We start from the raw sequence: 12,819 nt of genomic DNA, 5'->3' as shown, positions 1-12,819 counted from the left end.
TTTTAAATAGTAATTTTATATGTATATATTTATAACAGGTTTTGAGCAGCCTTTTTTCAAAATCTGCTCTTTCTATTTGTTCATTTATTAAGGGGATTAGTACTAATTTGATTAAACTTTATTTCGAATCAACAGTAATAGTTGTTGTGGGAAAAACAGGGGAACGTAATAAAATAAAAAATATTGATTACTGTCTAAAGGAGAGCGTTGTATGAATGTTAAAATAGACGAAAAAACAATTACAACAGATCGGCTATATTTGAGGAAAATAAGTTTAGAAGATATTAATGATATTTATAATATCGTAAAAAATGATACCGTCGGTAAATGGCTTGCAGCATCTAGAGGAATGACAATAGAAGAAGCAAAAATATATGTTGAAAAGTTCATAGATCATTGGAATCAATATGGCTTTGGTGTATGGGCAGTTTTAAATAAATGTACAGGGGAAATTATAGGGCATTGTGGCTTAAGATATGTAGATCAAAAAGAAGAGGAAGTTGAAATTATGTATCTTTTAGATCCAGAATTTTGGGGAAGAGGTTATGCAACAGAAGCTGCAAAAGCATCTATACAGTATGCTACTAACTCGATGGAAATTAAAAAACTAATTGCGAGAATTAAAATTACAAATGATAAATCAAAAAAGGTATTAGAGACCTTAGGATTCCAATTTTCTTATGATAAAGATTACCAAGGAAAACAACTATCACATTATGAAATAAAATTGCCGTCATAAACAATTTTAAGGACAGTATTCATGTAAATGTAATTAAATTCTCATATTCAATATTTATTTATGTATAAAAAGGTTAGTATTTTACTAGCTTTTTTATACTTCTTATAAGAATGCTGATGATGATTAATCAGATTGCTTGCTTAACAATAGCGAGCCTTTTTATGTATGTAAACCTTGGTTAGTAAGTTTATGTTGGCTTCTGTTTTCGAATATTATGTCATCAACGCTTATAATAAGATAATAATATGTAGAAAAGTAAAAATTTCGTTTAGGGGGTACCTCAAGACCTTAGCTTGATAGCGATGGGGTAGCACCACATCGCTATCAAGCTAAGATTATACAATGTCAAGTATAGTAGAGATTATTTCTTTTTTCTAAAAGCCAGGCTTAGAGAATTTAAAGGTTTGCATGCGAAATAAACCCTATCGGGTTTCATTTTTTGAATTAGGCCGCTTGATCTTCAGAAATGGTATAATTGTAAACGACACCTAATATATCAAAGACTGTTTTCTTCTCATATCTGTGAGATTTTCGCCCATTTTGCTGTAGGAGGTTGAACAGGCGAATGAGAATCTTTGATAATTCTTGGATGTCTTTCTGTATGGCTTGATAAATAAGAAAAAAATAATCTCTAATCATATATATGGCCTTATATTCACTCAGCTCTCGTTTCTTTTTCATAAGAAGTAATTGACGCATTTGAAACATAGTAGAAGAACAGAGGAGAATAGCGATCAGTTGTCCATACAAATGGCATTCTAATCTTTCTCGTTTTATCTTTTTACAATGGTGAATATGAAAGAATGATTTCCATGTTTTAAATAAAATCTCGATTTGCCAACGTAAAGAGTACCAATCATGTACTTGTCCCATCGGGACAGTATCTGTAGAGGTGTTTGTCATATATACATTGATACCACTGAGACGTTTACTACGAGGGGAATACTTTATTCCTTTCTTTTTCTCTCTTACAGCTTGATCTTGCAATCGTTTTTGTTGTTGTTCATCTGTAAGTCGATGAACAATTACACGAGTTGGTACTTTATCAGTCATTCCTACATAAGCATCGGATATTTCATAGGTTTGCCCTGGTTGGAGAGAGTTCATTAATGCCTCCATATCTATCTGTATATACTCTGTACCTTTTTTGATTCTTCCATCCTGAAAATAATCAGGTGTGAGATTTTTTTGATAAATACGTGTATTGGATTTAATACGAGAGATATAGTAAGCCTTTTTATCTTGTATATGTTGAAGATCTTTTAAATGAAAATACCCTAAATCACGGATACATAAATCATTTGGTGTTACAGTTGGAACACACAGAGAACCATAGGTTCGATCATGTTGTTTCCCTGGACCTGTATGGATATGTAGGAATTGTCCGCTTAATAGGTCATATTCAAGTTGAATTTTCATCCCAGCAGTATGGCTACATCCTCCAGCCCCAGGATAAATGGTTGAAAATATATCTGGAAGCTGAAATGCAGTGGAATCTAAAATGCGAATACGCTTGAAAACAGAGGTGTATGGAGAAGAAAGTGGCATAGATGAAGTTAATTTTTTATTTAGAAGGTTAGTCAATATATGTTGTAAAAACTGAACGGCTGATGTATTAAACCGTTGATTCAGTCCTTCTGTGGATGCTTCTAAACAGCTAGATAACTGAGCTAAAGAGGTTGTAGCGATATTTTGACTCATCCATATACATAAAGCGACTAAATCTTTTGCTTGGTATTTACTAGTTCGCTGTACAAAACCAACATCTCTAGCAAGATCCCGTAAGGTATTTGGAGATAAAAAACTTTGAATCTCTTGAGCAAATAGTTGTAATTCATCAGACACAGAAACAGACATAAAAAACGCCATCCTTTCCTATAATTCTACAGAAAGGATAACGCCTTTTTCGCTTTATGGATAGTGCAAAACCTTAGTTTTATAGCGATGTAGCGGTACCAAATAGCCGTTTAATAATTATTTATGCTACCTTTATCTATCTATATAATCAAACGTTAGTACTCATTTTTAATTGCTCTAAAAGATAATCACAGACATTCACAAAAATACATTGTTTTTTTAACTTAATAATAAGTATTTCAATTCAAATTCTTGATAAAAAATCTTAGTGATATATAGTTTAAACTCATCTAAATTAGGCTTTTCTGGGCTGTATAGCATATCTAAAGGAAGTTTAAATTTAGAAAATAAATGATCTTTTTGGGCAAAAATCGAAACTTCTTCTCTAGTTAATCGATCATGAAATGCAATTAAAATTTTTCTTAAGGCATTTACTTGTTCTTCTTCAGTTTCAGCTGAAGTTACAAAATAAAAAACAGGAAAATTCGCAAAAAATACAATAATCAAATTATTATAGAAATAATGATAGTGTGAAGCTTATAATTGAACTGGGTGATTAAAAGTGACTATACAAAATGAAAAGATAATTGATATCTGTGATAATCGCAGACTATTAAATAAATATTCACGTAACAGTATTCCAAGCGTAATCTTCATAGCAGGGTTAGGCGATAGCTATGAGACATGGAAAAAAGTCCAAGATCGAATATCGCAAAAAGCATCAACCTTTTCCTATAACAGGTCGGGTATTGGCAGGAGTCAAGTCGCATCCGTCCCCACGACTTGCTATGATCTAGTCGAGGAGCTCAACGAATTGTTGCTAGCGCTTGAAGTGGAGAAGCCCTATATATTGGTGGGGCATTCTTTTGGTGGTTTGGTCGCTAGATTATATGCCAGCCTTTATCCACTGAACATCTGTGGTATGGTTTTGGTTGACGCTGCACCGGAATATAAAGAACTTGCCTATGAAAAGGTTCTACCCGAAAATCTGCGTGCAAGAAATAGGGAATATTACGAGAATCCTATGTTGAATAGTGAGAAGATTGATAAAATACAAAGTTATAAGCAAATCGTTGATCATTCAAATCAAAGTAACCTCCCTCTTACAATTATTACAAGAGGTTTACCTGACAATGTTGAAGAGGGATGGCCATCTCAAGAAATATTGAAAATTGAGCAAAAACTCCAAGCAGAATTCCAATGGCTATCAACGTCAAGCAAGTACCGGATTGCTAGTCGAAGTGGACATTATATTCATCATGATGAGCCAGGAGTTGTTATAGAGGAAATTATGTTAATGTTGAAGGAGATGGGGAAATGAGCGATACAAGGATTAAATTGATGCTGGATTTACAAAGAATTGAGAAGGATGAGTATCAGTTACGCGAAGGTGAGCAGCATCAAGATTTCTTACCTTTGTTACTTCAATATATTGGCGATCCTCAGCCAGAATTACGGGATAACCTGATTTATTCGATGTTTTATATGTGGATTAAGGAAGAGAATAGATTCAGTGAAGAGGAGTTACGAAGCCTCTTAACTGTTCTGACTGATGAGAACCATTTGTTCTATAGTATTGGTAGCGAGGATGATCAGTCAGTTTTTACAAGGACGTTCTCTGCCTTACCTATCGCTTTGATTGTGCAACGCCACAGACAGAATCCATTTTTTAATCAAGCGGAAATTGAGCAATTAATGCATGTGATGCTCCGTTATTATAAAGAGGAGAAGGATCTGCGAGGTTACCTTTCAGTAGGAGGCTGGGCTCACAGCGCGTCTCATGGTGCGGATGTTTTTGTTGAGCTGGTGCAGTGCGAGGAGAGCAGCGTCGCAATGCTGCGTGAGGTTCTTGTCGCTATTTCTGGCATGCTTCATAATGGTAGACACATTTTTAGCGATGAGGATGATGAGCGGTTGGTAAACATCGTGGATACGATGATTGACAAAGAGTTACTTCCACATCAAGAAATCGCTAATTGGATTAGCGGCTTAGCGCAATGCTGCAATTTGCCGAGAAGTCGCAGTCAGGTGATTGCTCGCGTGAACAGCAAGAATTTTTTACGCAGTCTCTATTTCAGAAGGGGACAAGATAGCCGAGGGAATGAGCTTAACACGGTCATACTTGGTACTGAGGCAATATTGAACAAGTTTTCTTTCAGTTAAAGGGTTAGAGGGGCCGTCCCCATCGCTATCAACTTAAGAAACATATTCTTCCCCAAAACGATAAAATTAAACTTTTGTACTATAAAAAATATAGAATTTCCGTTTAGGGGATACTTTAAAATCTTAGCTTGATGGGCATGGGGTAGCACCACATCGCCATCAAGCTAAGAAAAGCAAATACCCCAAAACGAGAAAATTGACATCCCAGGTAAAAAAGTACAAGTCTTTTGTTTCGGGGCGTTATAAAGTTCTTAAGTTGATGGGCATGGGGGCCGAACAAATACGCAGAACTATGGATATTTGTGTTAAAGTTCGGGTTCTGGGCATAGTTTATTTGAGTTATAAGACAATTGGTTTTTTAGAAAATTAGCTAGATTAATGATTCAAAACTACAGGAACTATAGGAGTTGATGATGCTTTCGAATCTCATACAGTGGTTATTCAATACTCATTTTTATAATTATCTGCAATATTTAAATCTCTATATAAAACTTAAAAAATTTGTTCTGCTACCAATTCTGAAAGAGTTTTAATTCCGTAGTCAATTTCATTTAAGGATGCATAAGAATAAGAAATTCTTAAATATTGATCAGAGTGAAACTCATACAAATCTCCAGGGTGAACAAGTATTTTCCGACTTAAGGCTTTAGTAAAAAGCTGGTACATGGATATACTTTTATTTAACTTAAGCCAGATGAAATATCCGCCCCTAGGGATATTCCATGTACCGATGCTGGTAAAATATTTCTTTAATGCTTCAAGAGCAACATCTCTTCGGAGCTTAACATTTTTCCTCATTATATCGTTATGCTGATAATAAAGACCACTAGAAAATAGTTCTGTGATTACATTCTGGGAGAGTGAGCTGGTTCCATAATCAGTTTGCATTTTTATATCTGCCAATCTTTCAATGACTTTTTCTGATCCAACAATCCATCCAATCCTAAGACCAGGACTTAAATTCTTCGATATTCCACCAATATATAATACAAGTCCATTGTTATCAAATGCCTTTATTGGCTGTGGAGGTTGTTCATCAAACCAAAGCTCCCTATATACATCATCCTCGATAATGGGCAAACGTTCCCTACCACACGCATCAACAAGCGTTTTTCTTCTTTCAAGTGACATGACGCTTCCGGTAGGATTTTGAAAAGTAGGTATTGTAAAAAGCATTGCTCCTTTTCTCCGCCTATGTCGATCAATCAATTCTTTTATTTCTATACCTTCTTCATCCAGCTTAATTCCCGAAGGCTGCATTCCGAAGGATTGAAAGGTTCTAAGAGAGTATAGGTAGGATGGCTTTTCAACATATACTACTGAGTTCGTGTGCAAAAGGCCAAGGGAAATAAGCTGCAGTGCCTGCAAAACACCAGAGGTAATCAAAACTGAGGATGGATCAGCTTCTATTCCTATTGTTTTAAGGTATGTGCATACCTCTCTTCTTAGATGGATATTTCCGTTTGGTTCTTCATAACCTAGCGATCCCATAGACTTAGACAGTTTTTTTAGTACTCCCTGAATCATTTTGTTAGGTATTAATTCAGGGGAAGGTTCGCAGGACCCCATTCGGATGATATCAGGTTGGAATTCAGCCTGATTGATCTGCTGCATTATCTTTTGATTTGTTTGATGTAATCCCGAAGAAATATAGGGAAGCCAATTATGTGAATGATTAATGGACATTAATGTCCATGTATTGTTTATTACTTTTGTACCTCCACCAGCGTTACCGTTAATAAGGCCTTCAGCTGCCAGCTCTTCAAGGGCAGATACTACGGTACTTCTGTTTACACTGAAAATTTCAGAAAGTGTCCGCTGACTTGGCAATTTGAAACCAACCGGCCATTCTCCAGTTGCTATTTTGTCCTTTATGAAGTTAACAATCTGTATATTCAATCGAGTAGGATTATTTCTATCAGGTCTCCAGTTGATATCTAACATGAAATTCCTCCAAAATCATAGTACTTTTACCATATCATTTGGTTGGTTAAATAACAACCAAGGATGGTTGGAGACTTTTTGTTGTTGTTCAAATACAATTACATTAACAGATATTAAAATTTTAAAGGAGAATGATAACTATGGTACCAATAAGAATTCTAAGTGATAATGATGTTAAGAACATTCTTGATATCAAGAATACAGTAGCATGTGTAGAAAAAGCCTATGCGCTTAAAGCCAACAATCAGGCGAGACTATTCTCCATGGTATCTGAGGTGATTTTTGAGGGTAGGGCAGAAATGGATATTAAATCAGGGATGCTTAATGAAGAAGATGTGTTTGGATTAAAACTCGTTTCATGGTTTGGTGATAATAAAAATCAAGGACTTCCAGCTATAACAGGGATGACTATGTTATTTGATTTAAAGAATGGATTTCCTAAGGCAATGATCAACGCAAGTTATTTGATAGGAATGCGTACTGGAGCAGCAGGTTCAATAGGCGTGAAACACCTGTCAAAACAAGATTCAAAAACACTAATGATTGTTGGGACAGGGGTTCAGGCGATTTTTCAAATAGCAGCCACTCTGTCTCAAGTTCAGACAATAACCAAGGTATATATATATGACCCCATAAAATATGAAAATGCATCAAACTTCCAGTATTCAATAAAGACGGAACTAGAAAAAATTATAAATGATATCAACGATACTTATAATAAGAGCTGGAAACAAAGAATTGAGTCAGTTCAGTTTGTAGCTGTAGAAAATCCAGTGAAAGCTTTGGAAGAAATCGATGCAGTAATTACGATAACGCCTTCGCGAAAACCACTGATTTTTAAGGAGTGGATTAAGCCAGGCATACATTTCAGCTGTGTGGGGGCAGACATGACTGGAAAACAGGAAATAGATGAAAAGATCTTTGAGGTAGCTTCTGTATATGTAGATGATATTACACAAGCATCGACAGTCGGAGAAACACAAAGTGCTATAAGGGCTGGTATATTAGGCAAAAACAATTTGACTGAAATCGGACAATTCATACTTGGAAATGCGAAAGGACGTACAAGTGATGAAGAAATTACGATTTTTGATAGTACTGGCATAGCATTGCAGGATCTTGCAGTTTCAAAATATATTGTATCAAAAGCAGAAGAAATGAATGTTGGGACAATCGTGCAAATATAAAAGCGATATACAATTTGGAGGGATCATATTATGAAGTTAAAAGTTTATACATTAAATTCATTTGCAAAATCCATTGAGGGAGGGAACCCTGCCGGAGTGGTACTTAGCGCTGATTATCTATCAGATGAGGACATGAAAAAAATAGCAGGTATCATCGGTTTTAGTGAGACTGCTTTTGTCATGAAGTCAGACCTTGCTGACTTCAAGGTTAGATTCTTTACACCTAATGAAGAGGTTGATCTTTGTGGCCATGCAACGATAGCAGCGTTCTATACACTTTCAAGCCAAGGATATATTAAACCAGGAAAATATTCTCAAGAAACAAAGGCTGGAATTTTAAATGTAGAAGTAATGGAAGACCTATCAATTATGATGGATCAAAATGCTCCAAGCTATTATGAAATAATAGATAAGGAGGAAATTGCAGATTCCTTAAATATTACTATAGATGAAATGTTGGGGGATCTACCAGTGCAAATTGTATCTACTGGCCTTAGGGATATACTTGTACCGATTAAAAACTTAGATATATTAAATTCTATAAAGCCAGATTTTGAAAAAGTAACAAATATCAGCAGTAAATATAATACCATTGGTTATCATATTTTTACCCTTGAATCACTAAAGGGTTCAAATGCTCACTGTAGAAATTTGGCACCTTTATATGGAGTTCCCGAAGAATCTGCAACTGGTACATCCAATGGTGCCCTTTCATGTTATCTATATAAATATGGTAAAATCAAACCTGAACATGTTATTAATATATCTGTTGAGCAAGGTTACTCTATGAAAAAACCTTCGGAAATAGTTATAGCGTTAACCACTCAAGGGAAAGAAATTATTGAGGTAAAGGTAGGCGGAAAAGCATTGAATTTATCAGAAACAGAGGTTGAAATATAATTGGGGTCCCGCCACATCACTATCAACCTAAGATAAATTTATATCCATAATTCACAGAAAACGTTATTCTTTTTGTAGAAATATACAGAAAGGATGGCGTTTTTGTATGAAATTATCGATTTTAGATGAACTAGAATTGTTTTCTAAAGAATTACAACGATATATGTCACCTCATGTTTTAGAACAGTTAGCTAGAGAGATAGGGTTTGTTCAACGAAAAAGTAAATACCGTGCTCAAGATTTAGTGGCTTTATGTGTTTGGTTAAGTCAAAATATAGCTCATACTTCATTGACACAATTATGTAGTCGCTTAGAAACGAATACAGGTATTTCTATGAGTCCAGAAGGACTCAATCAACGATTTAATTCTCAGGCTGTGCAGTTTTTACAACAAATATTAACCTATTTACTCCACCAACAACTCTGTACATCTAATAAGATTTCAACTCTATATACAAACCATTTTCGCAGTATTCGTGTATTGGATTCTACACATTTTCAGATTCCAGATAAATTTGCTTCTACATATCAAGGTTCAGGAGGTAGTGGTCATAGTGCTGGTGTAAAAATTCAACTAGAGTACGATTTACTTAGTGGTCAGTTTTTACATGTTCATGTAGGGTCTGGAAAGCACAATGATAAAAATTATGGTTCTACTTGCTTAACGTCTCTTCAACCGCACGATGTATGTATACGTGATTTAGGATATTTTGATTTGAAAGATCTGCATACGATAGACGAGTGTGGTGCTTATTTTATTTCCCGATTAAAGCTCAATACTCGTATATATCAGAAGAATAGAGAGCCTAAATACTTTCAAAATGGAACAATAAAAAAACACTCTGAGTACGTCCAACTAGATATGGAGCAATTTATTGACCAATTACAGTCTGGTGAAACATATGAGATTCCTGAGATTTATATTGGAATGTATCAAAAACTTCCTGCAAGACTTATTCTGTATAAATTAACTGAAACGCAAATGAAACGTAGACAAAAGAACTTAGCTTCTAAAGAACACAAGAAGCAAATCACCTATAAAGAACGCAGTAAGCGACTTAGTGAAATCAACTTCTACATTACAAATATCCCTTCGGAATACCTACCAAGGGAACAAGTATATGATTTTTACTCCTTACGATGGCAAATTGAATTGATATTTAAAACATGGAAATCATTTTTTCGTATTCATCATTGTAATTCTGTAAAATTAGAACGGCTAGAATGTCATTTATATGGACAATTAATTAGTATCCTTCTTTGTTCCTCCACCATGTTTCAAATGCGTCAATTACGCCTCACCAAGAAGAAACGAGAGCTGAGTGAATATAAGGCCATATATATGATTAAAGATTACTTTCTACTTCTTTATCAAGCTCTACAAAAAGATACTCAAGAACTATCAAAAATCTTGCTTCGTTTGTTTAATTTTTTGCAGAAAAACGGAAGGAAATCTCATCGATACGAGAAGAAAACAGTCTTTGATATATTGGGTGTCATATACACTTGTTTCGTTACTCATAATCATGTAGCTTAATTAAAAAAATGAAACCCGTTAGGGTTTATTTGGTATGCAAGTCTTTAAAGAGCTTACACTGGATTTTTAGAAAAAAGAAAGGATTTCACATGAAATTAAACTTATATAAGCTTAGCTTGATGGGCATGGGGTCGCGCCCACATTTTAACGAAAATATACGCTAAGCGAATTTCAGCATAGAACGAGTCATCTTTTTTCTTAAAATAAAAAGATGACTCGTTCTATTTAAACTGCTGAATACTTAATATTTATTCCACTATTCATAGCCAACAACCGTACAAAATGAAAATATCCCTAACTATTTTCACGTATTTTTATTTTTTCAGAGGCAACTGTATAAGGCTTTTCTTAGTGCAAGTTCTCTTGGTTCATTGGCCATGCCAAATCCATGTTTGTTCATCGCATAAGCATAACCTAACTTTTCATCTGGATCGGCAAAACAGAATGATCCTCCTGCGCCTGGGTGACCAAAAGAGCTTTCGCTTCGCCCGAATTTCATATCTGAAAAGTGTTTCCAAAATCCCAAAGAATAGGCTATGTTTATACAATTCACATGATCATAATACCCTGATGTCGGAGGGATAGCTCTTTTCCTTAATTCATTTATTGTTTCTTCCCTTAATCCGAGAGTTTTTGCACCACTAGCAAAAGCACCATAAATTTTTGCCATTGCTCTTACTTGTCCCACACCATTTCCTGAAGGGAATTCTATAGATAAAATAGGACGATGATTAAAATTATTATTTGCTACGAATTTTTTTGGATCTACTAAACTTCTAGCTACTAATGACTTTTTATTAAGAAAACCAAGTAACATTTTTATAGGTAGCTTTGTCATCCCCTTAAGTAACTGAATGGGGTGATTTATTCCTTCAATAGTTGTTATTTTCTCTTCAGAAATATCTTTAGGAAGACCCATATAAAATTCTGCTTTTAGTGGTTCTGCTATTTCTTCTTGAAAGAAATCTTTTAGGGTCCGATGTTTAGGGTCTGTTCTTTTAATCATTTCTCCAATTAAGGTTCCAATTGTCCAGGCATGATATCCTTGAATTTTCCCAACCTCCCAAGCAGGTTTGCTTGCAGCAAGGGAATTTGACAGACGAGAGGTATCTAAGTCTTCTAACATATCAATTTTAAGTTCATTGAGAGGTGACAATCCAGCTTGATGTGCTAGAAGCTGTCTAACGGTTATGTTTTCTTTTCCATTCTGAGCAAACTCAGGCCAATATAAACACACTTTTTCATCATAGTTAATGTAACCTCTAGAATGCGCTAAACTTAAAGCCAATGCAGCAAAACCTTTTGTAGCTGAAAACACTTGAACAAGTGTATCTTTTTCCCATTCCGCACGAGTTTGTCGATCTCGATATCCACCCCATAAATCAACGACTGCTTCATTATTAATATATACAGAAAAGGCCGCCCCAACTTCCCCTCTCTCACTAAAGTTTCTAATGAACTCATTCTTTACCAGTTCAAATCCCGGTGCAACAAACCCATGAATTAATATATTATTTTTTGTTGCCATGTCTTTCCCCCTTTATTTAGTATAATCTGGTCTTTTATCACAGCTAACATTTATGTATTTACAAAATACGAATAATTCAATAAAATAAACCTATCAGATATTCGACTAAATGTCTATAAATAGTCAAATAAAAAAAGGCGGGGATACATTATGGCAAGAATTTCATCTGAGCAGAGAAAACAGATACATGAAAATCTTCTCTTTAAGAGTAAAGAACTGTTTATTCAATATGGATTCTCTAAAACTAGTATTGATGACATAGTAAATGCATGTGGAATTGCAAAGGGTTCTTTTTATTCATATTATTCATCAAAAGAAGAGTTGTTTTACGCAGTATTGCGAAAAGAGGAAGAAGTAAAAAATACAATTATTTCAGAAATTATGTGTGAGTCTCTACCTCCAAAAGAACTTTTAATTCGTTTCTTTGAATTATCTTTTAAAACTATAGAACAAAACCCATTTTTACAAAGTCTTTATCAAAGAGGCGAATATGATCGAATTGTGAAAAGACTTCCTAAGGAACTTCTAGATAAACATGCAAAGGAAGATTTAGATAGTTCTTTAGCATTTGTTAAATTTCTACAGGAAAAAGGCGTTACAGAGGATGATCCTGAAGTACTTATTGGCCTTTTTCGAACAACCATACTTATTCCATTACATCGACAAGAGATTGGAGAACCGACTTTTTCGAAGATGATGAAAAAAATGATTGAATGTTTATCAGATGGTCTAACAAAACATAAGTAGTGAATTTCATTTATTATACATTTGCTGCTTTAGGGCTTCACTTTTCACTTCCAAAAAAATTATGATTCAGAGGTGTATGCTTTCATATCAAAAGTTTAGTACTCTATTTTATAATCGAAAACATTTATAAACGCTTGTTAAGTGATTACAACCTTTATTAACTTCTTAGCGTACAATTTTCTCGAAATGATATGGAATGTAGTTTCAGTGAAAGTTG

At 34.6% G+C, this 12,819-nt stretch carries 10 protein-coding genes and 1 pseudogene; 7 read left to right on the top strand and 4 right to left on the bottom strand.

The annotated features are described in order from the left end of the window. Positions 1-211 precede the first annotated feature (211 nt). Entirely contained in the window at positions 212-739 is a 528-nt protein-coding gene (locus tag ACP6L7_RS32065) for a GNAT family N-acetyltransferase (protein WP_098791793.1), read from the top strand. Between the two features lie 444 nt (positions 740-1,183). Here the strand turns inward: ACP6L7_RS32065 and ACP6L7_RS32060 are convergent, their stop codons facing one another. Continuing rightward, the gene (locus ACP6L7_RS32060; protein WP_430529685.1) at positions 1,184-2,596 is read right to left on the bottom strand and encodes an IS4 family transposase; all 1,413 of its coding nucleotides are present in this window, start codon (positions 2,594-2,596) and stop codon (positions 1,184-1,186) included. A gap of 148 nt (positions 2,597-2,744) precedes the next feature. After that, positions 2,745-3,103 (bottom strand): annotated as a pseudogene (locus ACP6L7_RS32055) (DUF1878 family protein). A gap of 55 nt (positions 3,104-3,158) precedes the next feature. Here ACP6L7_RS32055 and ACP6L7_RS32050 point away from each other — a divergent pair. Further along, positions 3,159-3,917: an alpha/beta fold hydrolase gene (locus tag ACP6L7_RS32050; RefSeq protein WP_098791795.1), complete on the top strand. Its 759-nt coding sequence runs from the start codon at positions 3,159-3,161 to the stop codon at positions 3,915-3,917. Beyond that, the gene (locus ACP6L7_RS32045; RefSeq protein WP_098453091.1) at positions 3,914-4,759 is read left to right on the top strand and encodes a DUF2785 domain-containing protein; all 846 of its coding nucleotides are present in this window, start codon (positions 3,914-3,916) and stop codon (positions 4,757-4,759) included. The genes ACP6L7_RS32050 and ACP6L7_RS32045 overlap by 4 nt, the downstream gene beginning before the upstream one ends. 492 nt (positions 4,760-5,251) lie before the next feature. On the opposite strand, the gene ACP6L7_RS32040 is transcribed toward ACP6L7_RS32045, so the two are convergent. Beyond that, positions 5,252-6,703, bottom strand: coding sequence for an aminotransferase-like domain-containing protein (locus ACP6L7_RS32040; RefSeq protein ID WP_098791797.1), 1,452 nt, complete (start codon positions 6,701-6,703; stop codon positions 5,252-5,254). A 140-nt stretch (positions 6,704-6,843) separates the two neighbouring features. Between ACP6L7_RS32040 and ACP6L7_RS32035 the strand changes: the two genes are divergently transcribed. From ACP6L7_RS32035 to ACP6L7_RS32025, 3 genes are all read left to right on the top strand, one after another. Further along, positions 6,844-7,890 carry an ornithine cyclodeaminase family protein gene (locus ACP6L7_RS32035; RefSeq protein ID WP_098791799.1) on the top strand — a complete coding sequence of 349 codons (1,047 nt, stop codon included), beginning with the start codon at positions 6,844-6,846 and terminating at the stop codon, positions 7,888-7,890. Between the two features lie 30 nt (positions 7,891-7,920). Next, a complete protein-coding gene (locus tag ACP6L7_RS32030) occupies positions 7,921-8,790 on the top strand; it encodes a PhzF family phenazine biosynthesis protein (RefSeq protein ID WP_087952151.1) in 870 nt (289 codons plus the stop codon). Positions 8,791-8,896: 106 nt separating this feature from the next. Continuing rightward, positions 8,897-10,327 (top strand): IS4 family transposase, encoded by a 1,431-nt coding sequence (locus tag ACP6L7_RS32025; protein ID WP_430529684.1) that lies wholly within the window; start codon positions 8,897-8,899, stop codon positions 10,325-10,327. Positions 10,328-10,649: 322 nt separating this feature from the next. Here the strand turns inward: ACP6L7_RS32025 and ACP6L7_RS32020 are convergent, their stop codons facing one another. Then, positions 10,650-11,855 carry a serine hydrolase domain-containing protein gene (locus ACP6L7_RS32020; protein WP_098791804.1) on the bottom strand — a complete coding sequence of 402 codons (1,206 nt, stop codon included), beginning with the start codon at positions 11,853-11,855 and terminating at the stop codon, positions 10,650-10,652. A gap of 150 nt (positions 11,856-12,005) precedes the next feature. Here ACP6L7_RS32020 and ACP6L7_RS32015 point away from each other — a divergent pair, with 150 nt between their 5' ends. Further along, positions 12,006-12,602, top strand: coding sequence for a TetR/AcrR family transcriptional regulator (locus ACP6L7_RS32015; RefSeq protein ID WP_097833128.1), 597 nt, complete (start codon positions 12,006-12,008; stop codon positions 12,600-12,602). The last annotated feature ends 217 nt before the right edge of the window (positions 12,603-12,819 follow it).

The organism is Bacillus silvicola (assembly GCF_050524305.1).
Classification (GTDB): Bacteria; Bacillota; Bacilli; order Bacillales; family Bacillaceae_G; genus Bacillus_A; species Bacillus_A cereus_AT.
The sequence above is the reverse complement of the archived record's forward strand: the minus strand, read 5'-3'. Positions and strand labels throughout refer to the sequence as shown.

Coding starts and splice junctions, on each gene's coding strand:
- ACP6L7_RS32065 (WP_098791793.1), top strand. CDS start 212: ATGAATGTTAAAATAGACGAAAAAACAATTACAACAGATCGGCTATAT.
- ACP6L7_RS32060 (WP_430529685.1), bottom strand. CDS start 2,596: ATGTCTGTTTCTGTGTCTGATGAATTACAACTATTTGCTCAAGAGATT.
- ACP6L7_RS32045 (WP_098453091.1), top strand. CDS start 3,914: ATGAGCGATACAAGGATTAAATTGATGCTGGATTTACAAAGAATTGAG.
- ACP6L7_RS32040 (WP_098791797.1), bottom strand. CDS start 6,703: ATGTTAGATATCAACTGGAGACCTGATAGAAATAATCCTACTCGATTG.
- ACP6L7_RS32035 (WP_098791799.1), top strand. CDS start 6,844: ATGGTACCAATAAGAATTCTAAGTGATAATGATGTTAAGAACATTCTT.
- ACP6L7_RS32030 (WP_087952151.1), top strand. CDS start 7,921: ATGAAGTTAAAAGTTTATACATTAAATTCATTTGCAAAATCCATTGAG.
- ACP6L7_RS32025 (WP_430529684.1), top strand. CDS start 8,897: ATGAAATTATCGATTTTAGATGAACTAGAATTGTTTTCTAAAGAATTA.
- ACP6L7_RS32020 (WP_098791804.1), bottom strand. CDS start 11,855: ATGGCAACAAAAAATAATATATTAATTCATGGGTTTGTTGCACCGGGA.
- ACP6L7_RS32015 (WP_097833128.1), top strand. CDS start 12,006: ATGGCAAGAATTTCATCTGAGCAGAGAAAACAGATACATGAAAATCTT.